A 23375-nucleotide genomic window follows, 5' to 3' on the forward strand; every position below is an offset into this window, starting at 1 on the left:
AGATTTTTGTGCTTATTACATTATGGTTATTTGAAAAATTCCTTGCGGCTTCGCATATTACAAGCAAAAGTTTTCTCTGAAATAGCAGCGTTCCTTCGGTTTTCAGGGTTGGGAGATCGTAAATGTTTTTATATTTTTGTGGAAATTACTTTGTAAATCTAATAGTGACCATGATGCAGGATTCGTTTGTACATAAAGGAAAAAGAAAAATTTTAGTAGATTATCTCCGGAACAGGATCGGGATTTCGGACGAGCATGTTCTCGCCGCAATGAATGAAGTTCCGAGACATCTTTTTATCGAAAGTATTTTTGAAGATTTCGCTTATGAAGACCGGGCGTTTCCGATTCTTGCTCATCAGACGATTTCCCATCCTTCTACGGTAGCGGAACAATCGGAACTGCTGCAGGTAAAACCTGGAGAAAAAGTACTTGAAATCGGTACGGGATGCGGATATCAGACCGCTGTTTTGCTGGCAATGAAAGCGCATGTGTATACGGTTGAACGGCAGAAAGATCTTTTCGATTTCTCAAAAAAGAAGCTTCGGGAAATGAATCTCTATCCTAAATTCCAAAGTTTCGGGGACGGTTTTGCCGGACTTCCTACCTTTGCCCCTTTCGATAAGATTATTGTGACCTGCGGAGCTTCCGTATTGCCTACGGAACTCCTGAAGCAGCTGAAAGTCGGTGGTAAAATGGTGATTCCTTTAGGGCCTACCGATGAACAGGTGCTCTACCGCTTCACCAAAGCCTCCCAAACGGAATTTGAAAAAGAAGAGTTCGGAGCCTACAAATTTGTCCCGATGCTGGGCAATACCCACCAATAATTTTAAATTTATGGATAGTAGCACTACTGAAATTTAATTTCCGTTCGGAATGAAAATTGAATGCGTTTAAAATGCAATCAATTAAATCTTAATGCAATGGAGACCAACAGATTTAAATCATCACAGGATTTCAGCAACATTCAGAAAAACATAGAGAATAATCCGGGATACCATATCGAAAGTTATTCTCAGCATGTAAAAGATTATATCAGCGACATGAAAATTCGGAACCAGGAAGCCACGAAAGAAGGGTTTATGAACGATACCCGAAAAACAGCCCGCGAAATATGGGAAGAAATTGAAGAGCTGGCTTTAGATGCCTGGGATAGACACGAACACGAAGACCAATAATTTTTAATATTAAAGTTGAAAACCTCGCTCTGGATCAAGGGAGTGAGGTTTTGTTTTTGTAAAAGCATTTTTAAATTCAGCAGATTTAATTTAATCTGGATTCAATAGGATTGAATTTAATGTAACTCTAAATGAAAAGTCGGGTTTGATAAGCTGGAAGAGGGAAGCCGGATGCTGAAAATCTATTTAAAATCCCAGATTATTTTCGGTTTATTCTTTCTAAAATAGCTTGAGATAAATTAAATATTATCGAGATTGATTTAATAATATTTAGAAAATTAGAAAATAGGAATGATTAAGAGCCTGTTTAAATTTTAATTCTGCGAACTTTCCGTCATTTTTCTTAATTTTCTGAATTAAATAAACTTTGTTTATTCTTCACTTTAATATGATGATTTCAATTGATTTAATTGAATATCGCCGGGCAACCGACATATTATTTTTTTAAGCCAAAATACCTTAAATTCTTAATGTTAAAATATAAAAGGTAAATTTAAACAGGCTCTAAGCTTTTAATATTAAGAGCTTCGGGCTGTGAGTTAACGAAAAAACTTCCGGCATCCGGCTTCACTCTTCCAGCCAAGTAATCTAATGTATCTTTAAAATGTAATCCTGAACAGCCGTACAAAAATTGCTCATCGTTTTATGGTTTGCTTTTTGTTGCTTCAAAACTTTTAAAGAATAAGGAAACCAGATAAAAAATTAAGCATGAAAGTATTCATTACAAAAAGAATTCCTGAGGCGGGCATCCAGCTGCTGAAAGACGCAGGACTGGAAATTTTTATCTCCGAACACGAAAATCTGTCGCACGAAGAATGGCTGAATTACTGCAAAGGCAGCGACATGATCCTGAGTGTGGGCAGCGAGTTCAGATACGATCAAGCCTTTTTCAATAATTGTCCTGAAGTGAAAGCCATTGCCCTATATTCGGTAGGTTTCGATCATGTGGATGTTAAAGAAGCCACGGCCAGGAATATTCCGGTGGGAAATACACCGGATGTGTTGAGTAAGGCGACTTCCGATGTTGCCTTTTTGCTGATGCAGTCGGTAGCGAGAAGAGCCAGCTATAATTTCGGAAAGGTGAAGTCGGGCAATTGGGGCGATTTTGATCCGCTGCATGCCTTGGGGCAGGAACTCTACGGAAAAACATTGGGCATTTTTGGGTTGGGAAGGATCGGGATGGAAATGGCTAAAAAATCGAAAACTGCTTTCGGAATGGAAATTATTTACCACAACCGTAGCCATAATGATGAGGCAGAAAAAGAACTTGGCGCCAGATACGTTTCTTTTGATGAACTGATTACGCAGTCTGATGTCCTAAGCATTCATGCCAACTTTAAACCAGAACAGAAAGAACTTTTCAATGCTTCGGTTTTTGAAAAAATGAAGGAGAATGCCATCTTTATCAATACCGCAAGAGGCGGCTTCCACAACCAGAAAGACCTTTATGATGCTTTGGCCGAACATAAGATCTGGGGTGCCGGGCTGGATGTGACGAATCCTGAACCGATGTTTAAGGATGACCCTATCCTAGAGCTTTCAAACGTCTGTGTACTGCCGCATATCGGCTCAGCTACCGTCGAAGCACGAACCGGGATGGCGAAGATAGCAGCAGCAAATCTCATCGCCTTTTCAAAAGGAGAACCGATGCCTGCCAGCGTAAATCCGGAGGTTTATTCTTAGAGTCTGTCTAAATTGATCTGATAATTTTATGGACTTTTACTTAATGCTTCTTCATTCAAATAAACAAAGTTCGTTCTGACCATCAGTGGTAATAAATCTTTAGAATCGACATCGTTAAATTCAATTTCTTAAGTGTTAAAAATTTAATAATCAGTCTATTAATAGATCAAGGTTTCATTTCTTACTACTGAAAATATATTTAGGGTGTAAAAAAGCTCTTAGGTTTCCCGAAATCCTGGAATTATTTTTGTTTGAATGCTCCTAACACTAAAACAAACAAGATTATGATATCTGAAAACAGCGAACGAGAACAGGAAAGAAGACTGGAGCAGAGAGACTATCAGCCCAGTGAAGATATTTTCAATCAGGAGGACCATATTCCTCTGGATGGCGACGGCAGGCCGGTATATGACGAAAAAGAGGAAGCCGATGAAGATAAAATAGATAAAGGACTCGATATTCCCGGTGTGGAAGAAGATGATGCAATGGAGGAAATAGGTGCGGAGGACGAAGAAAATAACTATTGGAGCATGAGCGATAATGATGACGATCATGAAGAGCAGAATGATGATGTTCTTACATAAGATAGCATTATTTCTCTAAGAATATGAACCTTACTTTACGAAAGTGAGGTTTTTTTATGCAATACTTATAATTTAAATTGTTGAAATACAATTTTATACGCTTTATAATATTAATTTAATATAAATAAATGGTTATGGTTGAAAATTATATCATAAAAAGTATTAATTTTATCTCATAAAGGGGAATATTATTATACAATTATGAAGAGAATTTTACGTTTTTTATCTATACTCGTAAGTGTTTATGGACTTTCACAGGTACCCGGAAATGTCAAAATAAAAGATAACCTAGGGAATGAGAGTTTCAATGTCACCTGTACGAATACACTTGATACCAATGGCTGCATCGCACTTAATGTAGAATATCCTGTTATTAAACAGACAACTGGATACGAGGTGTCTTCCGAAAGCTACAGCCCGCCGGTTTCTCTGAACCAGGGAACTCCGCTTAATGCCAATTACGACGATCTGTTTGCGGTAAAACTGGACATGCCGTTCAAATTCTGTTTCTACAACCAATATTTTCAATCGCTGGTTGTAGGATCCAACGGAATGGTTACTTTTGATCTCGGTCAGCTGGGAAATATCAATTATCCTAATGTCCAGTGGCAGAATCCAAGTACGAATTTACCGAAAAACTCGATCTTCGGAGCATATCACGATATGGTTTTTTCAGCAACCGATCCTTCGGAAATTTATTACACGACCACCGGAACTGCGCCTTTCAGGAAATTTATCATCAGTTTTTATGAAGGAAGGATCGCGGGATGTACCGAGCGTTCTTCCTCGCAAATCGTTCTTCATGAAACAACGAATATGATTGAAGTTTTTGTTGATAAAAAGCCCACGCCCTGCCCGACAAGAAAATTCCCGAATGCTTTGATCGGAGTGATCAACAGCGACGGAACACAGGGTGTTTCGCCGGCCAGCAGGAATACAGGGAACTGGCAGGCATTACAGGAAGGCTGGAAATTCAGTCCGCTTGGAAATGTCATCCAGCCGCAGGTAACGTGGACGAATTCGGCAGGGCAGACGGTAGCAAACGGCATCCAGGCATCAATATGCCCGACGCAAAGCGATGTTTTTACGGCAAATGTTACCTTCAACAGTTGCGGAACCCAGAACCTTACCTTAACGGATGATTTTCCGCTGACATTCGATGCTACCTATCCGGCAGCCAAAAACTATACGCAGAATTTCTGTGGAAATGCCCCTGTAAACCTTACCTTGAATAGCTTTCAGGCCAATGTAACGACTCAGAACCCTGCCAATTTCAGCTTCAGCTTTCATACCAGCCTTCAGAACGCACAGAATAATGTAGCCGCATTACCAAACAATTATACATTGAATGCAAATACGGTATTATATGTAAGAATCCAGAATCCGAATGTGCCGGCCTGTTACAGAGTCGCGGTTTTAACACTGAATCTACTCACTAAAAATCTGCTGAAAAGTACAGTGGAGATTTGTGATACGAATAACGACGGATCGGAACCTAATTTTAATTTAAATGCATTGAATTCGGACCTTTTTCCACAGGGAACTACCGGGATTTCATATTTTGCCACCCAAACGAATGCTCAGAATAATACCAATCCTGTAACAACAGCCAATATCACCGCCAATACCCAGATCTGGGTAAGGCTGGTGGACGGAAACTGCTCCTATATCTTAGGACCTGTGAACTTCCAGTTCAGACCTGGGGTGAATATGAATTCGCCGATCAATTTTTCTTTGACGATGTGTGATATTAACGCAGATAATCAGGAGCCTTTCGATTTCCCGCTGAACATCGGTCCGCTTATCACGACTCAACAGGGAGCCACTTTTGCAGCATACGGAACATATGATGAAGCCTTTAATGGGTCGGGTACGGTTTTAAGTACCATTAAAGAAGGAACTTATACCGTTTACGTAAGGGTTCAGATCCCGAACGGCTGTTTTGCTGTGGCGACGGTCAATATGAATATCACGTTCACAAAAATTCAGGCTAACGATAAAACGGAATACATCTGTTTCAACGGAACGGATGATATCAGTGTGAATTTAAGTACCCTTTCTACCGGAATGCTGCTTTCACCGACTACGGTTCCTGTGACTGAATATTATTATACTTTTATCAGCGCGACAGCAGGTACGAACCCGATCAGCCCGAACCAGACCATTACCACGGATGGAAATTTCGTGACCCAGACTTATTATGTGCGTTTCGAAAATTCAGATGACTGTTATACGATTCGTCCGATCAATGTAAATCTTGTGCATCCGGTTATTGTACAGTCTAGCTTTACGGTTTGTGATTTCAACAATGACAACTCGGAGAATATTCAGCTGTCGCAGTTTTCTTCAGCCATCATCGGTAATCAGAATGCTACGACAACTTTTTATCTTACGGCTACCGACGCGGCAAACGGCACCAATCCGGTAAATGCCTATACGCTGAACGGAAGCAAACAGTTTTTTGTGAAAATCAACTCGTACAACTGTCAGCAGGTTTATCCGTTTACGGTAAGCTTAACTTCAACGCCGGTGGTAAATCCTGTAGTGACGATTAATCTGACAAACATTTGCGATAATAATAATGACGGTGTTGAAATCTATAACCTCACCAATGCACAGAGCCAGATTTCATCCAGCCCGAACGTCAGCTTTACTTACTATTCCAACTATAATGCTGCGACCCAGACTTTTTCCAATGAAATAACAAACCCTTCCCAGTTTACGGTTTCAGGAGGAAGCGCGACGGTTTTTGTAAAGGTTAAATTTAATAACAACGAATGCTTCTCAGTCTCCAAGCTGAATATCGTCATGACGTTCTTACCTACGGTTGTGCTGAATAATGCCACTTTGAACCGATGTGACGAAGATTTCAACCTCAGCGAAACCTTTCAGCTGGACGATGCCATTCCGCAGATGTTTATCGCATCACAGAATACCTACACACTGTCCAACATAACGGTTACCTATTACAATACGGAGGCCGATGCCAATGCGGGAAATGCTTCCAACCAGATCGGGAATACCGTAACGGCAAATGTTTCAACGGTACAGGTATGGGCAAGGTTTCAGTCGAAAACAACCGGTTGTTATTCGGTAGCACCGATCCAGCTGAATACTTTTTTTCCGCCTAAATCAATCAATTCCACGATTACGGTTTGTGACGAAAACCTGGATGGGAGCTATGAAGTCAACCTGCTGAATTTTACCGGTCAAATGGTGGATCTTCCAAGCCCGAATAATGTGTTTACCTTTTATCTTACCCAGCAAGATGCACAGAATAATGTAAACCCGATTGCGAATCCTTCCAATTTTACGGCAAATCCTTTCCCTGCGAAGATCTGGGTGCGGGTTCAGAATATCCCGGGATGCCAGGATATCGCCACGGTAAGTTTTGTTTTGGGAAATAAACTGACCTTGCAGAACGGCGGCCCGTTTCAGCTTGCTGCATGCGACACCGGAAACAACGGTACGGAAAATGTGGATCTGACACAGTTCCAGAACCAGATCTATTCGGGATCCAATGCCACTTTTACCTATTATCCGTCTCTGGCAGACCTTAATGCCGGTACGAACGTTATTGCGAACCCTTCCAGCTACACGTATACTCAGGGAGTAAGTCCCGCTACGGTATATGTGAAAGTAAGCGCTTCCGGATCATGTCCGAATGGAGTTGAGATTAAGCTTTCATTGAAAAATACGCCTGTATTCGATATTCCGACTTTGTATTTCTGTCCGGAAGGAACCCTGGATTATAAAGTGAAGATAGAAGGCTTTACGATAACAAGCTACACCTGGACAAATCCTGCAGGACAGGTAATCTCCACCACCGATACTATCACCGGAATTAAAGTCCTGGGAACGTATACGCTTACCGTTACGGCAAGCAACGGATGCTCTTATACCGATACTTTTGAAGTGAAATATTACGAAGTTCCGGTCATCGAGAATCTTGAGTTTAACGGAAGCAATGCTACTGTTCATGCTACGGGAACAAAACCGATGCTGTATTCCATCGATGGGATCAACTGGCAGTCTTCCAATATGTTCTATAACCTGCCGACGGGTATCACCACTTTCTATGTGAAATACACCGGAAGCGACTGTATTGTAAAACAACAGGGCGTTGTCCTGGATATAAAAAATGCCATCACGCCGAACGGAGACGGGATGAATGACCATTGGATCGTTAAGAACCTTCAGGTTTTCGGCAACAGATTGTCGACCGTTAAGATATTCGACCGTTACCAGGCCCTGATCTTTGAACAGAAATCCAATACGGAATTCTACTGGGACGGAACCATCAAAGGAAGAGCGATCCCAACTTCCAGTTACTGGTACGTGATAACCCTTCCGGACGGAAGAACGTTTACCGGATGGATCCTGGTTAAAAACAATAATTAAATTTTAACATAATATCATGGACCTCACTGGATTTTCAGTGGGGTTTTTTTATTATTTGAAGCAAAACGTGCTTTTAAAAAACACGGAAAATTCTATATTTTCACCGTTATTTCTAAGCTTAACCACCATTCCGGTCCGGAGGGAAGCTTTTGCCGTACTGATTTTGTATTTAATGTTATTGAGCCTTAATGAATTAATTAAAATCTTATTTTTAAAATACATTATGATTTCGGCTCAAGTGAATTTATTGATAGTGTTTTTTTATTCACTATCGTTATTTTTCTTTCCTGAACGAACGGAAATTTACAGCATTGTAAATTTTACATAGAAGTTGCACGGATTTTCTAATTTGAATATCTTTAAACCACAAAAATCCAATAATTATAAACAACGATCAACACGATATGACATTCCAGGAACAGATACAGCAGGGCATCCCGGGCACACTGCCACAACCGAAACCATATGAAACGGAGATCAACCACGCGCCGAAGCGAAAGGAGATTTTAGGAGAGGAAGAAAAAAAACTGGCGTTGAAGAATGCGCTTCGTTATTTCGAACCTCAGTTTCATGCGGAACTGCTGCCGGAATTCAGGGAAGAGCTGGAAACATACGGAAGGATTTATATGTACCGCTTCCGTCCCGATTACGAGATGAAGGCGCGTCCGATTTCAGATTATCCTGGAAAATCCGGACAGGCTAAAGCCATCATGCTGATGATCCAGAATAACCTGGATTATGCTGTGGCGCAACATCCCCACGAACTGATTACCTATGGCGGAAACGGGGCGGTGTTCTCCAACTGGGCGCAATATCTTCTAACCATGAAATACCTTTCGGAAATGACGGACGAGCAGACGCTCGTGATGTATTCCGGGCACCCGATGGGATTGTTCCCATCGCATAAAGATGCACCCAGGGTAGTGGTCACCAACGGAATGATGATCCCGAATTACTCCAAACCGGATGACTGGGAGAAATTCAATGCCTTAGGGGTAACGCAGTACGGACAGATGACGGCGGGAAGCTATATGTACATCGGTCCGCAGGGAATCGTGCATGGAACAACGATTACCGTGCTGAATGCTTTCAGGAAGATCAATAAAGAACCGAAAGGCGGACTGTTCGTTACCTCAGGATTGGGCGGAATGTCCGGCGCACAGCCGAAAGCAGGGAATATTGCCGGTTGTGTAACGGTTTGTGCCGAGGTGAATCCGAAGATTACCAAAATCCGCCATGAACAGAAATGGGTGAACGAAATCCATGAAAACCTTGATGAGCTGGTAGCCCGTGTAAAAACCGCAAGAGAAAATAAAGAAACGGTTTCGCTGGCCTATCTTGGGAATATCGTTGAGGTCTGGGAGAAATTCGATCAGGAAAATGTAAGAATCGATATCGGTTCAGACCAGACTTCGCTGCATAATCCTTGGGCGGGAGGTTATTATCCTGCCGGACAGAGCTTTGAGGAATCCAACAAAATGATGGCAGAAGATCCGGAACTGTTTAAAGATAAAGTTCAGGAAAGCCTGAGAAGACATGCGGAAGCCATCAATAAACATACGGAAAAAGGAACCTACTTCTTCGACTATGGAAACGCATTTCTGTTGGAAGCTTCCAGGGCCGGGGCCGATGTGATGGCGGATCATCCGACGTTAGGGAGAGAGTTTAAATTTCCTTCTTACGTTCAGGATATCATGGGGCCGATGTGCTTCGATTACGGGTTCGGGCCGTTCCGTTGGGTATGTGCCAGCGGAGAACCGGAAGACCTGCAAAAGACGGATGATATTGCCTGTGCGGTATTGGAGAAAATCCAGCAGAATTCCCCGGAAGAGATCCAGCAGCAGATGAAAGACAACATTCAGTGGATCAAAGGGGCACAGGAAAATAAACTGGTCGTAGGTTCACAGGCAAGAATCCTGTATGCCGATGCTGAGGGGAGAATGAAAATCGCGGAAGCCTTCAATAAGGCGATCAGAAACGGGGAGATTGGCCCGGTTGTACTAGGAAGAGACCACCACGATGTTTCCGGAACCGATTCGCCGTACCGCGAGACATCCAATATCTATGACGGTTCGAGATTTACAGCAGATATGGCGATCCACAACGTGATCGGCGACAGTTTCCGCGGGGCGACCTGGGTTTCCATTCACAATGGTGGCGGGGTAGGCTGGGGTGAAGTGATCAACGGCGGTTTCGGAATGTTGCTCGATGGTAGCGATGATGCCGACCGGAGATTGAAATCCATGCTCTTCTGGGACGTCAACAACGGAATCTCCCGCAGAAGCTGGGCCCGGAACGAAGGTGCCGTATTCGCCATCAAAAGAGCCATGGAAGCCGAACCGAAACTGAAAGTAACGCTGCCGAATTTTGTGGATGAAAGCCTGTTTTGATAAAGTTCCATCCCTCGGAGGGGTTGCAAAATTTGAAAAATTTTGACGGGGTGGTTTTATAAAAAGAATAATAGAATTAAAAGCATATCTGAAAGTTTAAATAATATAACAAAACCTGCCCAAAGGCAGGTTTTGTCTTTTAAGATCTCATGAATAGTAGTTAATGGTTTTATTTTGGTCCGTTAAGAGTTATGCCCAGGGATATCACAGGTTTGGTAAGTTGGGAACCGTTGATGTTGCGTCCATTTCCAAAGACAAATTGATAGCCCACCCGCGAAGTGAGATAGATCCCTACATTTTCTTTGGTAATCGTCCCCAGCTTATAGGAGGCGTCTAATCCGGGCTGTATATTGAAAAACAGATCCCGGCTTAATCTTCGTGGTGCTTCCTGCTGAGTAACGAACCATATTCCATCAATCTGATTGTAAGAGCTTTGAGTGTAGGTCTCATCGGGATTCACAAGGCTGAATAAGTACACCCCTGTAGAAATATAAGCACTAAAAGAAAACTTTTCCTTTTGGATAAGATCATTTTGGCCCAATGCATTGAATGTTGTGTGAAAAGATCTCGTCCGATCAGTCAGGTATCCAAAGTTGTCCGAGTGATTCTGCTGGGTATAGGTCAGTACGCCACCCAATGAAACGCGGTCGTTGATATATCCCCGGGCATTCATGTGGAAGGCCGGCGCATACCCCCTTAAGGCCGGCTGTAATTCTAGTCCGCCATAAAAGGCGAGATGATCCTTTTGTGCAAAAAACAGGTGGCAGCTTACGAAGAAGCCTAAAATACAAAGTGTCTTTTTCATGCTAATTATTTACGGTTAAACAGGTAATGAATCTTTCTGTATTAAAGACGACTAAATTTGAATATGGTTGCCTGCGGTTGTAAATATGAGCTTTGAAATCAGTGTCAGTTTGGAAAATTTACCCTGCGATAAAAATTCCTCTCCCGTGGAGGGGTGGCAAAATTTTGAAAAAATTTTGACGGGGTGGTTCATGCAGGTTTTATCTGAATCCACCCATTTTAATAACCAATTATTTAATCACTCCAATGTTCAATAATAAAATTCTCGAGAGCAGTCATTGCTACTGAAAGATTTTGCTTCACATCGAAATCAGTGATTCTAAAAATTTTCAAACCCAGATTCTCCAGAAACTTTGCCCTTTCCAAATCATATTCCTGCTTAAAATCGTGACTTATACCATCAATTTCAACAACAAGGACTAATGATTTTACATACAAATCAACAATATAATTACCAATTATTCTTTGTCTGTCAAAATCAATATGGTAAAAGTTTTTATTCCGAACCTGTTTCCAAAATAAGACTTCTGACAAAATCCCTAATTTTCTTTTTTCCTTTATTAAAGGTTTGAGATGAGGATTGTAAGGTAAATTTTCGACAAAATTGCGGTAAATAATGATGCCATGTATATGGGTGAGTATCTGTTTTTCCGGCATTTGTGTTTTTAATTTTGGACTAATGTAAGTTTTTTTCGGAAATTGGAGAAGTATAAAGCCGCTTCCCAATTTCAGGTATGAAAATTTACACCAATACAATTCCCCTCCACGGGAGGGAATTTCCGTACTTCCGGTACTCGTGATAACCCACACTTTGTCAAAGTTGAAAATCTTTGACAAAGTTTTCAAAAAAGAAACCCGCCTTAAGGCGGGTTGTAGATTATTTATTCTGTAAAAGTTGCTCAAGCTTCTCGATCATTTCTTTCTGCTGTTGAAGCATCCTTTCATACAACTCAACCATTTTGTCTAACGGATTAAAATTGCAGTTGGAATTAATAGCATTTAATGTTGAGGTATCATTGCTTGTGAAAGTGTTTGATATAACATTAATCGCCTGCTCCTCATCAAAATTCTGAAAAGCCTCCACAGGAATTTTTAAAACTTCAGAAATCTTTTGTAGAAGAGATTCTTCTACTACGTCTTTCTGTTCTAATAGCGATATTTTCTTCTGGTTCCACTCTTCCCCCAGATCAAAAGCCAAAGCCTCCTGTTTGATGCCTAACATCTCCCTGAATCTTTTGACGTTGCGCCCCTGATGTACTTTTTGTTCCATGACCGGTGTTTTTATTGTTTAGTAAAGGGTAAATTTAGAAAATATTGGGGGATTGGGCAAGGAGGATTAAGTGTTAATTTATTTGTGGGAGAAAGAGTATTAAGCAAACCAGTGAGAGAAAGTTTTTTATGTTCGATAGATTATTCAATTTGCGATATATCAATTACATAAATTTCAAAATTTTTATAACTGCGAATTTTTCTTATAGTTTGATTTTTCGGAAAGGTGTCATGTGAAATTACATCAGTTCGTTACCGGTGCTGTTTTTAAGCTCTTCAAACTTGGCGGCCATCGTCGGATTTCCTTTCGTAAGCTTCTTAATGCTAAGATCGTCGGCTTTGTTGTTGGCAAGCCGTAAATTGTTTTCCGAGGAAAGCAGGGCGTCTTTCGTTTTCTGAAGATGGATAATGGTTTTGTCTATTTCCTCAATGGCGGTCTTGAATTTCCTGCTGGCCAGCTCGTAGTTCCGCGCAAAGCCTTCCTTGAAGGTATTGATGTTTTCTTCAAAATTCGTGATGTCGATATTCTGGTTTTTAATAAAGGCCAGTTCTGCTTTTACCTTCATCGAATTTAGTGCGGCGTTTCTGAGCAGGGTGATCATCGGGATGAAAAACTGCGGCCGTACGACATACATTTTCGGGTACTTATGTGATACGTCAACGATTCCTGCGTTGTACAGTTCGTTGTCGGCTTCCAGAAGGGTCACCAAAACGGCATATTCACATTTTTTATCATTCCGGTCTTTGTCCAGCTCCCTGAAAAAGTCTTCGTTTTTCTTTTTGGTCGCGGTTTCATCGCCTTCGTTCTTCATTTCAAACATGATCGAGATCACTTCATTGCCGGCATCGTCTGTTTCCCTGTAAATGTAGTCGCCCTTACTTCCGGTCCGGGCATCATTGTCTTTCTCGAAATAAGCATTCTGGAAAGCGATGGATCTGAGCTTGTTAAATTCTATTTCGCAGTGCTGCTCCAGGGTTTCTCCCAGCATTTTGGTCGAGAGCTTAAGTTTCATGTCTTTGCGGAAGGCGATCTCTTCATCTTTGTGCCGGATGATATCCTCTTTAGCCTTCAACTCAGCCAGGTGTTTTTCGTTGAGGGATTTTTCCAGGAGCTCCTTTTCGGTTTCCTTAAGGGTTACTTTGCTGGCGTATTCATCCCGTTCTCTTTCTATTTTCTGAACGGCTTCTGTTACGGAAAGCCTTTTTTCGGTATCTGCATTTTCCAATTTGGTCTGCAACTGCGATATCAGAACGTCTTTATGGGACAGCTGTTCGGTCAGGTTACGTTCGATCTCGGCTTTCAAGCGTAAGATTTCTCTCTCCTTATCGTCTTTTTCTTTTTCTACACTTTTAACGGCTTCGGAAACGGAAAGCTTCTTTTCGGTTTCGGCATTTTCAAGTTTTGATTTAAGATTCGCCAGGAGATTTTCTTTCTCCGCCAGCCTTTCCGCCAGAACCTTTTCATGGGCCGCCCGGATCTGCAGGATTTCTTTCTCCTTATCTGCCAGTTCGTTCTGTATGGAATTTTTGAGGGTCGCTTCCGCAAGTTTAATCGCATTCTCTTTTTCCTTTTCTGCAAGATCCAGCCGCGACTGCAGCTCTTCCTCAAATTGATGATCCCTTACCTGTTTGAGAATATCAGCAAAACCCGCCTCATCAACTTTAAAAATTTTATGGCAGTGCGGACATTTAATATCGTTCATGATGTAATTCAACTTTAATTTTTGTTTCAAATCCGGCTTGGGAGGTTTTTAAGCCTGATCCAAACCGTAATCTGTTCAAATATAGAAAAACTAACCTAGATTGTAAAGGTGATTACGGATTTTGGCTTTTCCGGAATGATTATTAGTCATAAGGAAATCGTCAATGAATTATACGCATTCAAATTGTTTGACTACTTTTTCTGAATTATAAAATTAATAAAAGCATCTATATTTTATTTACGGTTTTCCATAGTAATTTTTTTTGATATATAACTGAATATGTTAGTCAGATAAATAATTTATTATATTTGTATCATAAATTGATACTTAAAAAACAACAAAAATGATAGCAGAAATAGAAAAATTTATCGAGATTCAGAATAACATCGATGAGATCATTAAAAATTCACCTTTCAAACTGTCTTATATTATCGAAAAATCCGGGATTAAAAAACCGACATTTTTTAAGAAGCTGAAAGAAAAAAGATTTACCCCGGAAGAGCTGCTGGTGATCTCAAAAACCATAGAAGTAAAGGAATGGCGCAATGAAACAAAAGAGGAAATTCTGGAGTCATTAAAGAAGACAGAAGAAGATTTTAAGAATGAAAAAGGAATTCCGGGAGAGATCGTTCTGGAAGATATGAGAAAACATTTGGAAAATTACAAGGCGCATGCGTTACGAAATCTCTGAGAAAGCGAAGGAAGATCTGCTGAATATAGAATCTTTTCTTGTTGATAAATGGGATTTAAATGTATTGGAGAACTTTCTAGAAAAATTCGAAAATGTGATAAAAATGTTATTAGAAAATAAAGTTATATTTAAGAGATTTGAAGATACAGTTTTTTACAGATTTCTTTTAACCAACATAATTCTTTTATTTACAATTATGGGGAAGACGTTTTGTACATTCATAGAACTCTTCAAAACTATCAGGATCCTGAATAAAATTATAAATCTTTGCAGCCTTAAAAATCAATCAAATCTAAAAAATTAAATATGAAAAAACTGGGAATCATCGGCTGTGGCTGGTTAGGAAACCATTTGGCAGAACATCTGTCAAAAGACTATGAAATCTTTGCAACGACCACCACACAATCAAAGCTTGATGGGTTGAACGCCAAAGGCTATCACACGACTTTAATAAAATTTCCTGACGAAGCAGATGCTGAAATGAAGACCTGGGAAACAGTTTCTGAATTGGATGCCATTATCATTGCCGTTCCTTTTTCCGGGCTGAGAGGTTCAAAAATTCCAATGACAGGAAAACGGCAGAACCTGCTTCGGTTTATCGGGGATTTCAAAGGACAGATATTTTATACAAGCTCCACGGGTGTTTATCCGGATACCGAAAAAGAATTTAAGGAAGACGATCTGCCCGCAACGGAAGTGGAAAGTGAAAACTTCATCCTGGAAAAATTTCCACATACCAATATCCTCAGATTGGGTGGTTTAATGGGCGGTGAAAGGCTGCTGAAAAATTACAACATCTCCAACCTTGATCAGTTGGTAAATCATATTCATTATACAGACATCTGTTCGGTTGTTGAAAAAATGCTGAAATATAGTTTAACTTCAAAAGTGTACAATGTTGTGGCGCCTGTTCATCCCGATAAGGAAGAAGTGATAAATGCACAAAAAGATCTTCCGTATTTAGGAAAACGCGCTGAAAAGGGAAGGACAATTTCCCCGCAAAAGCTGATCTCAGAACTGAATTTTGAATTTCAATATCCCGATCCTCGGTATTTTCATCGGTAAAACTTTGTCAAAGCTAAAAGTCTTTGACAAAGTTTAAGCAATTGGTATTTCATCCAACTTTTATTGCAGATTATCTTTTCAGCATTTCCTCATAAGCGTGTCTTACAGTCTCTTCACCATAAACTTTTTCCAGCCTTCTGACGATAAAGTGGCCTTTTGCCATATCCTGAAAGTGGTCTATAAACAGCGTATTAAGAATTGCTCCCCCTGCTGCTCCAATGGCAGGAACAGCCTGGGCGGTTACTTTTTCGCTGATTTGTATACTGAAGCGACTTGCAATTTTTGAGATAAAATTGATGATAGCGGAAGCTCCTTCTCCGGCAATGGTTTTTCCTGCAAGTTTGTTCGCTGCTTCTGCCATGGTTTTTGTCAGGGCAATCCGTGCTGCAAAATATCCGCTTTCGCTTGCGTCATCCGATTCGCTATTTCCTCCCAGCGCAAAAACTTCCAGGCAGGCCAGTTTTACGTTAGGGTCGCTGATTGATTCTCCCTGGCTGCGGGCTATATCAATGATAGATCGCAACATAATGGTTGTGGAAATCGGAAGCTCTACCGCAAGAGCCGGCAGCCCAAAAAATCCGCCGACCGCTCCCGATGTGGCTACGCTGATTTTATGCCACCAGTTCGAAGGCTGGGTGTTCGGGGTATCCTTCATAGTAAAAATAGCAGTGTCTGCTGCTTTTAATAGAGCTGTTTCTGTAATTGACCCTATTTTTTCATGTATATTTTTAGGAAGAAATTCTAGTGCTTTTTCAATTGGCTGGCCAAATATGTTTGTAATTTTGGCAATAATACCTGGATTTTCGAGGATCTCCATTGCATGTCGTAATTCTTCAAGATGATTTTTTGATAAATTCATGATAGTATATATAATTTGCTTGTTCGAATTGTTTATTAAAGAAATAGTTTAATATTAATCAAAAATAAGGGTTAAAAATCATCAGGGAACTACGGATTTCCATAATCTGACAATTTTATCGTTCAAAACTGACAATTTTTCATTTCAAATGACAAGATTTCAGCTATATAACCCTGGTACAACCTTTGAAAATATTTGAGTACGATCATTAAAATTATTGTTTAACCTTAAAAATTCGTTTGTTATGTCAATCGTAAAAAGAAACAACGGCAGCTTGCTTCCTGCCGGAACACGTACCCTGTTCGATGACTTTTTCAGCCGCGAACTTTTTAACTGGGGCAACACCAATTTTTCTTCTACCTTAACTACCGTTCCATCGGTGAACATCAAGGAAAATGATAACCATTTCGAGGTGGAAGTCGCCGCACCGGGAATGCAGAAAGACGATTTCCGTATTACTCTGGACAGCAACCTTCTGACGATTTCATCCTTTAAAAAGAATGAAACGGAAGAATCCAAAGATAATTACACCCGAAGGGAATTCAGCTACCAGTCTTTTCAGCGAAGCTTCGAGCTTGCGAAGGATGTGGTGGATGAAGAACACATTGAAGCGAAGTATGAAAACGGTGTTCTGAAACTGATCATTCCGAAAACGGAAAAAGCAAAGAAACAGGCACCGAGACTTATTGAAATTAAGTAAATCAATAGAATGACAGCAATTGGCTTTCCTCAGGAGAGCCAATTGTTTTTTATATGCTTCGCTATCTTGTGGTTTAAAAAATTTTAACACATAAGTCACAAAGGGATTTTTACGCTTTTCAAAAAGGGAAAACATAAGAATAAAAATCGGAGATTTTTATGGACTACCGGCTTGATATTTCTTTGTATGATGGATAGATCTTAACGGTTAACCAGTATTTTTTCAAGGGCATCGACAATTTCTCTTTCGATGGAGTCTTCATCAAGGGTTTCCAGGGTATAGAAGTCGGGTTTGAGAACCGCCGTACCGCTTCCGTTCTGGAAAATAGTATCGAGATGAATTCCGATCCTTTTTAAATTTTTGTCGGCCACAAACATAATATGCGGAAATTTATCGTTCGCATAGAAGTTAGAATCAACATTTCTTGAGATCTGAAGTTTGATGTGGGGCTGGGCAAGAACTCCCGCTGGGTTTGCAGTTTCTTCTGCGAAAGATATTTTGCTTCCGAATTTGTTCTCTCTCAGCATTCTCCGGAATTCCTGCATTTTCGGATCAATAAAGTTTTTGCACAGTGTTCTGAAATCCTCCAGAAAAAGGTCTTCTTCGCTTTTTTTTCGGGCCAGGCTGTCTCTGAGTTTTTCCTCTTCCGTTTTTAAGTTGTAAAACACATGATTCAGACGGTTTATGCTTTCTTCTTTCATGGCAGTGATAAAAGTTGGGAACTGTTTTGAAGCCGAAATATCGGAATTTTTTTCAGGGTGAGAAATATTAAATAGCTGATCGCACTTAGCTTTTTGCTATTGGATTTAAAATCAGAATTTTAAAATTCAAAAACATTGTTAAATTATTTCAACGGCTTAGTATTTAAAAAATATTCTTTTCTTTCCAACCTTTTTCACAAATCGTGCATCTCTAATAGAAAGCGATTATTATGAAACTTACTATACCGGCTCCATGCCATGAAAACTGGGAAACGATGTCTGTTGACGAAAAAGGAAGATTCTGTTCCGTATGCTCAAAAACTGTGAGGGATTTCACGGTTTCCCCGGATGAGGAAATTATTGATAAAGTAAAGTCGTATCCGGGAATCTGCGGAAGGTTTAAGGCGGGGCAGCTGGGGAGGGATCTGAGCTTTTCGGTGATTAGTACCCTTACCTTGGGATTATTTGCATTAAGTGGTGGGGTATTCACGGTAAACGGTCAGCAGATGAAAGAGGAAGAGGTCAAGAAAATAGATTTTAAGAAAGGAATCGGCGGCATTGAAATGGTAAACGATACCCTTTTAAGTCGTTCAATTGTTCTGGGAATGCCAAGTGAAGAGTATTACGAGTCTGTGAAGCCTATGATCATGCTTAACAATAAGAGAATTTCCGAAGCAAAGATGAAACGGCTAAAACCCGAACAGGTAAAAAGCGTCACCATTCTTACCGGCGAGGGTGCCGAAAAGAAATATGGCAGATCTGGGGAACACGGAGTTATCATCATTGAAAGCAAAATGGAAGGCGATACGACAACAAAAAAGTAATCTATGAAAATTATAATATCCAGTCCATGCCATGAAAATTGGGAGGGCATGACCCTTGAGGAAAAAGGAAGATTCTGTTCTGTGTGTTCAAAAACCGTGAGAGATTTTACGGCATCTTCAGACCGGCAAGTGCTAAAAGCCTTTTCGTCTGCGAAAGATGATATCTGCTGTCGTTTCAACATCACACAGCTCAACCGCAATCTCCTGTATTCCGATATCAATTCCATCTTTATGAAGTTTGCAGCGGGGTTTATGCTGACGGCGGGAGGGTTGATCGCTGTAAACGGACAACAGGCGACCGCTCAGGATTCTGCGAAGGCAGAAGACCTGCAGGAAGTAATGGTGACCGGTTACAGAACAGTTAAAAAATCCATGGTTACCGGGCTGGGGACGGTTGTTCCGGGAGATGTTATTAATGCGAAGCAAGAAGATAAAAGCAGTACGCTGGCTGAACAGATGAAGGGTGTTACGGTGAATCCACCATCTAAAGATTCAAATAATGCGATCAGGATTGGTGGCGGCAGCCTTGTTTCCGGGAGCTCAGGAGAGCCGCTTTTGATTGTCGACCAGAAGGTAGTCCCTTTAAAAGTCCTTGAAGAAACAGATCCCCAATCCATAGAAACCCTGAATGTTCTAAAAGGAAAGGATGCAACTGCTTTATATGGTACAAAAGCAATTTATGGAGTAATTTTGGTTACAACAAAAAACAACAAATCAAAAAGAAAGTAAATTTTTATTTGAAAAATTAATAGATGTGAGTTAAATAAAAAGAGACCGTTTTACATGGTCTCTCATAACAAGCGATCTATTTTTTTACTGCGCCTATAGCTGCATTATAATTCGGCTCGTGGGAAATATCTGCAACCTGCTCCTCATAAATTATCTTTCCTGAAGGATCGATTACCACAACCGCTCTGCTCAAAAGGCCTTTCATCGCGGAATCCGTAATTTCTACTCCATATTTTTTTCCGAAATCCGAACGGAAATCTGAAAGCATGACCACGTTTTTAATACCTTCAGCCCCACAGAATCTTTTCTGGGCAAATGGCAGGTCTTTGGATATGCAGAGTACCACCGTGTTGGGAAGGTTGGCGGCATCTTCATTGAAATGACGTACGGATGCAGAACAAACTCCGGTGTCAACACTCGGAAAAATATTCAGAATTAAATATTTTCCTTTATAGGCATCAAGGTTTTGGTCTTTCATCGTAACATCTGTCAGCGTGAATCCGGGAGCCTGTTTGTTTACTGCCGGTAATTTGGCATAAGTGTGGACTGGTTTTCCGCCTGCCGTTACTGTATTGCCTGTCTTTGAATGCTGGGCAAAAATGAATGCAGAAAGAAATAAAACAAAGCCGAAAGCGAATTTTGAATACATAGAATTATTTTTAAGCAAAATTATTGTTTTTCAGGTTCCGTCATGTTAAACTTTTTTAAAATAGAACAAATCTATGATGTCCTGCTTTTTAAAGTCAGAATTTAGGATTACCTTTAATACTCAAATCCCATCAGACTATTAAAAATAAAAATTTATGAATTCAGAAAACAACCCTTCATTCCACGAGATATTTAAACCTGAAAATGAAATCCCAGAAGAATATAAAGTGCCCGAAATCCATCAGCGGGAATACCTTTTAAATGGAGAGCTTGTGCCCTGGAAGGGTGATGTGCAGGAAATTTATTCTCCGGTCTGCATTCGTACGGAAAACGGAGCGGAGCGGAAATTACTTGGCAGCATTCCGAATATCGGTCCCGATGAGGCGATGAAAGTTCTTGATGCCTGTGTAAAAGCTTACGACAATGGGCTGGGGGAGTGGCCGACCATGTCGGTGGAAGGAAGGATCAAATGCATGCAGAAGTTTGTATATTTAATGATACAGCAAAGAGATTTGGTTATCAGGCTGCTGATGTGGGAAATCGGAAAGACCCTTGCCGATTCCACCAAAGAATTCGACCGGACCGTCGATTACATTAACCAGACCATCGATGCTTTAAAAGACCTTGACCGCGAATCATCCAGGTTCCAGCAGGCAGAAGGAACGATCGCACAGATCAGAAGAGCACCGCTCGGTGTTGTATTGAGCATGGGACCATTTAATTATCCTTTAAATGAAATTTTCACGACCCTGATTCCTGCCCTGATCATGGGAAATACCATTCTTTTTAAACTTCCGAAGCACGGAGTTCTGGCACATTATCCCTTGTTAAAAGCATTTAAAGAAGCCTTTCCTCCGGGAACAGTCAATACCTTATATGGTAAAGGATCGGATATTATTACGCCGATTATGGAGAGTGGAAAGGTAAATGTCCTGGCTTTTATCGGTTCCAGTAAAGTAGCCAACGGACTGAAAAAACTCCATCCCAAAGTTAACCGTTTACGGGCAATCTTGAGTCTTGATGCAAAAAATGCGGCTATTGTCACCAGACATGCGAATCTTGATGTGGCGGTAAGCGAATGTATCCTCGGAGCCCTTTCTTTCAACGGACAAAGATGTACGGCACTGAAGCTGATTTTCGTTCAGAAAGAGGTCGCCGCAGAATTTACTCGAAAACTAACGGCTGCGGTTTCTGCCCTGAAGCCCGGGCTTCCGTGGGAGAAAGATGTGAAAATTACGCCGCTTCCGGAAGTTAACAAACCGCTTTATCTTAAAGAATGTATCGATGACGCAGTGTCGAAAGGAGCAAAGGTTTTAAATGAACAAGGCGGTTTTACCGAAGAATCTTTTGTTTTTCCGGCAGTGGTGTACCCTGTGAACAGCGAGATGAAACTCTATCATGAGGAGCAGTTCGGACCGATAATTCCTGTGGTTCCGTTTGATGACATTGAAGAGCCGATCGATTACCAGGTTCATGCTTCCCACGGGATGCAGGTAAGCATTTTCAGTGAAGATCCGATGGAAGTTTCAAAACTGATCGATCCGTTTGTCAATCTGGTAAGCCGGGTGAATATTAATTGCCAGGCCCAGCGTGGTCCGGATGTATTCCCTTTTACCGGAAGAAAGGACAGTGCGGAGGGTACGCTTTCTGTGTTCGATGCTTTGCGTTCGTTTTCGATACGGTCACTGGTGGCAGCCAAAATTACAGATTCTAATAAGAACCTGCTGAATACGATTGTCCGGGATCATGATTCCAATTTCTTGAGCACGGATTATATTTTTTAATATGAAAGTACAGCAACCTGAAAGGAGATTTCACTCGGATTTTTCAAAAATCAGCAGTTTAATCTAACCATAGAATTTTTAACTACAAAGAATCAAAAAGATACAGATGCTGTAGAATAAAGCTTAGGTATCGGATGCCAAATAAGTTAACAAAAAGTTTTAAAATCAAAAAAAAATTTATCAGTAATAACTATCTCGGCGGCTGAAGTTGCTTGAAACGACAGATTTTTTTTGAAGATCAGTTTTATAGGTGGGAAATTCCAAAAATAAAATCCGCAGTCTGAAAAAGACTGCGGATTTTCGATTAGTAAAAATCAAAAAAACATATATTGGAAAAAAGTTACTGTTGAGTCAGGAACCTGCTTATAATACTGTTCAGTTCGTCGGCGTGGGTCACATTAAGACCGTGCGGTCCGCCTTCGATAATAAAAAATTCGTTGTTGGCAATTCCCTGTGCAGCCTGCTTTCCGGCTGTATCGATAGGGACGATATTATCGGAATCTCCATGAACGATCAGTGTTTTTACATTTACATTCGGAAGTTCCGGACGGAAATCGGTATTGGCCCAGCTCTCCGCACATTTGATGGTAGCAATAGGGTTGGCAAATGAGGCAATGGCCCAGTCATAGTCAAGCTGTTTTTGGCTAACCGGCCTAGACAACATTCCATAATTGTAAAAATCTTTATGGAAGGATTCCAGGAAGGTGATTCTGTCGGTCTTCAGAGCATTCATGATCTCATCCAGTTTTTCCTGCGGAACACCGTCCGGATTGTCTTCTTTCTGTTTAACGACAGGAATAATTGATGAAATCAGAGCAATCTTGTCCACGTTTTCAGAACCGTAATTCGTAAGATAACGTACTACTTCTCCGCCTCCCATAGAAAAACCGAAAAGAATTACATTTTTCAGATCCAGTTGTGAAATCAATTCATGAAGGTCTTTCGTTAGTCCGTCATAATCATATCCGTTTGCAGTTGGTGATGATTTTCCGAAGCCCTTTCGGTCATACGTGATCACACGGTATCCTAAATTAAGAAGTACAGGAATCTGCATTTCCCATGATTTCCCGCTGAGCGGCCATCCGTGGATAAGAATAATGGGTTGTCCTGATCCGAAATCTTCGTAGTAAAGTTGGACGCTCTGATCGTCCTGTTTTGTAATGTAAGGCATATTGATATTTTTGGTGTACCACAAGAGTTTCAAATATTGAGCCATAAATAGAAATGTGTTACCTAAATATTTTACATGATTGGGAAACAAACTTAGGTAAAAGGCTGAAGAGGAGATATGGATACTGGACGTTTCTTTTGGCAACATCAAGGCTGGCAGCCTGTAATATCAGATCATATTGTTTTTCTTACCGA

The 23375-nt window shown here is 40.7% G+C and carries 21 protein-coding genes; 12 read left to right on the forward strand and 9 right to left on the reverse strand.

Translation table 11 applies throughout. From position 1 onward, the window contains the following. Positions 1 to 173: 173 nt before the first annotated feature. The 4 genes from ACED20_RS01540 (at position 174) to ACED20_RS01555 (ending at position 3442) form a co-directional block, all read left to right on the forward strand. Positions 174 to 824, forward strand: coding sequence for a protein-L-isoaspartate(D-aspartate) O-methyltransferase (locus ACED20_RS01540; protein WP_294199082.1), 651 nt, complete (start codon positions 174 to 176; stop codon positions 822 to 824). A 96-nt stretch (positions 825 to 920) separates the two neighbouring features. Continuing rightward, positions 921 to 1175 (forward strand): prevent-host-death protein, encoded by a 255-nt coding sequence (locus ACED20_RS01545; protein WP_378103290.1) that lies wholly within the window; start codon positions 921 to 923, stop codon positions 1173 to 1175. A gap of 708 nt (positions 1176 to 1883) precedes the next feature. Then, the gene (locus ACED20_RS01550; protein WP_378103291.1) at positions 1884 to 2858 is read left to right on the forward strand and encodes a 2-hydroxyacid dehydrogenase; all 975 of its coding nucleotides are present in this window, start codon (positions 1884 to 1886) and stop codon (positions 2856 to 2858) included. A gap of 284 nt (positions 2859 to 3142) precedes the next feature. Next, on the forward strand, positions 3143 to 3442 hold the full coding sequence (locus tag ACED20_RS01555; protein ID WP_294232272.1) for a hypothetical protein: 300 nt from the start codon (positions 3143 to 3145) through the stop codon (positions 3440 to 3442). A gap of 3605 nt (positions 3443 to 7047) precedes the next feature. Here the strand turns inward: ACED20_RS01555 and ACED20_RS01560 are convergent. Further along, complete coding sequence (locus ACED20_RS01560; RefSeq protein ID WP_363315666.1) at positions 7048 to 7155, reverse strand: hypothetical protein; 108 nt, start codon at positions 7153 to 7155, stop codon at positions 7048 to 7050. A 328-nt stretch (positions 7156 to 7483) separates the two neighbouring features. On the opposite strand from ACED20_RS01560, the gene ACED20_RS01565 reads away from it, so the two are divergent. Together ACED20_RS01565 and ACED20_RS01570 are read left to right on the forward strand one after the other, a co-directional pair. Next, on the forward strand, positions 7484 to 7843 hold the full coding sequence (locus ACED20_RS01565) for a T9SS type B sorting domain-containing protein (protein ID WP_363315509.1): 360 nt from the start codon (positions 7484 to 7486) through the stop codon (positions 7841 to 7843). Between the two features lie 404 nt (positions 7844 to 8247). Further along, the gene (locus ACED20_RS01570) at positions 8248 to 10233 is read left to right on the forward strand and encodes a urocanate hydratase (RefSeq protein ID WP_378103292.1); all 1986 of its coding nucleotides are present in this window, start codon (positions 8248 to 8250) and stop codon (positions 10231 to 10233) included. Positions 10234 to 10402: 169 nt separating this feature from the next. Here ACED20_RS01570 and ACED20_RS01575 read toward each other — a convergent pair whose 3' ends face one another. The 4 genes from ACED20_RS01575 to ACED20_RS01590 form a co-directional block, all read right to left on the reverse strand. Next, positions 10403 to 11038 carry a hypothetical protein gene (locus ACED20_RS01575; protein WP_294306487.1) on the reverse strand — a complete coding sequence of 212 codons (636 nt, stop codon included), beginning with the start codon at positions 11036 to 11038 and terminating at the stop codon, positions 10403 to 10405. 233 nt (positions 11039 to 11271) lie between these two features. Next, on the reverse strand, positions 11272 to 11874 hold the full coding sequence (locus ACED20_RS01580) for an endonuclease domain-containing protein (RefSeq protein ID WP_294232650.1): 603 nt from the start codon (positions 11872 to 11874) through the stop codon (positions 11272 to 11274). Between the two features lie 40 nt (positions 11875 to 11914). Then, positions 11915 to 12307, reverse strand: a complete 393-nt coding sequence (locus tag ACED20_RS01585) for a helix-turn-helix transcriptional regulator (protein WP_294197850.1) — start codon at positions 12305 to 12307, stop codon at positions 11915 to 11917. Positions 12308 to 12545: 238 nt separating this feature from the next. Beyond that, entirely contained in the window at positions 12546 to 14009 is a 1464-nt protein-coding gene (locus tag ACED20_RS01590; RefSeq protein WP_294237076.1) for a DUF2130 domain-containing protein, read from the reverse strand. A 343-nt stretch (positions 14010 to 14352) separates the two neighbouring features. Between ACED20_RS01590 and ACED20_RS01595 the strand changes: the two genes are divergently transcribed. Beyond that, the gene (locus tag ACED20_RS01595; RefSeq protein WP_378103293.1) at positions 14353 to 14700 is read left to right on the forward strand and encodes a hypothetical protein; all 348 of its coding nucleotides are present in this window, start codon (positions 14353 to 14355) and stop codon (positions 14698 to 14700) included. Positions 14701 to 15006: 306 nt separating this feature from the next. Further along, a complete protein-coding gene (locus ACED20_RS01600; protein WP_378103294.1) occupies positions 15007 to 15765 on the forward strand; it encodes a hypothetical protein in 759 nt (252 codons plus the stop codon). Between the two features lie 70 nt (positions 15766 to 15835). On the opposite strand, the gene ACED20_RS01605 is transcribed toward ACED20_RS01600, so the two are convergent. Next, on the reverse strand, positions 15836 to 16624 hold the full coding sequence (locus tag ACED20_RS01605) for an EcsC family protein (protein WP_378103295.1): 789 nt from the start codon (positions 16622 to 16624) through the stop codon (positions 15836 to 15838). A gap of 244 nt (positions 16625 to 16868) precedes the next feature. On the opposite strand from ACED20_RS01605, the gene ACED20_RS01610 reads away from it, so the two are divergent. After that, complete coding sequence (locus ACED20_RS01610; protein ID WP_345765935.1) at positions 16869 to 17324, forward strand: Hsp20/alpha crystallin family protein; 456 nt, start codon at positions 16869 to 16871, stop codon at positions 17322 to 17324. A 200-nt stretch (positions 17325 to 17524) separates the two neighbouring features. On the opposite strand, the gene ACED20_RS01615 is transcribed toward ACED20_RS01610, so the two are convergent. Beyond that, positions 17525 to 18025, reverse strand: a complete 501-nt coding sequence (locus tag ACED20_RS01615; protein ID WP_294232638.1) for a hypothetical protein — start codon at positions 18023 to 18025, stop codon at positions 17525 to 17527. A 230-nt stretch (positions 18026 to 18255) separates the two neighbouring features. On the opposite strand from ACED20_RS01615, the gene ACED20_RS01620 reads away from it, so the two are divergent. Both ACED20_RS01620 and ACED20_RS01625 read left to right on the forward strand, forming a co-directional pair. Beyond that, positions 18256 to 18849: a hypothetical protein gene (locus tag ACED20_RS01620; protein ID WP_378103296.1), complete on the forward strand. Its 594-nt coding sequence runs from the start codon at positions 18256 to 18258 to the stop codon at positions 18847 to 18849. Between the two features lie 3 nt (positions 18850 to 18852). Continuing rightward, the gene (locus ACED20_RS01625) at positions 18853 to 19578 is read left to right on the forward strand and encodes a TonB-dependent receptor plug domain-containing protein (protein WP_378103297.1); all 726 of its coding nucleotides are present in this window, start codon (positions 18853 to 18855) and stop codon (positions 19576 to 19578) included. 76 nt (positions 19579 to 19654) lie between these two features. On the opposite strand, the gene tpx is transcribed toward ACED20_RS01625, so the two are convergent. Next, positions 19655 to 20227, reverse strand: coding sequence for a thiol peroxidase (gene tpx / locus ACED20_RS01630; protein ID WP_378103298.1), 573 nt, complete (start codon positions 20225 to 20227; stop codon positions 19655 to 19657). 154 nt (positions 20228 to 20381) lie between these two features. Between tpx and ACED20_RS01635 the strand changes: the two genes are divergently transcribed. Continuing rightward, positions 20382 to 22010 carry an NADP-dependent glyceraldehyde-3-phosphate dehydrogenase gene (locus ACED20_RS01635; protein WP_294226916.1) on the forward strand — a complete coding sequence of 543 codons (1629 nt, stop codon included), beginning with the start codon at positions 20382 to 20384 and terminating at the stop codon, positions 22008 to 22010. 340 nt (positions 22011 to 22350) lie between these two features. Here the strand turns inward: ACED20_RS01635 and ACED20_RS01640 are convergent, their stop codons facing one another. Next, positions 22351 to 23181, reverse strand: coding sequence for an alpha/beta fold hydrolase (locus ACED20_RS01640; protein WP_294291225.1), 831 nt, complete (start codon positions 23179 to 23181; stop codon positions 22351 to 22353). Positions 23182 to 23375: the final 194 nt, after the last annotated feature.

The sequence above is a fragment of the Chryseobacterium sp. sg2396 genome (assembly GCF_042610505.1).
Taxonomy (GTDB): domain Bacteria; phylum Bacteroidota; class Bacteroidia; order Flavobacteriales; family Weeksellaceae; genus Chryseobacterium.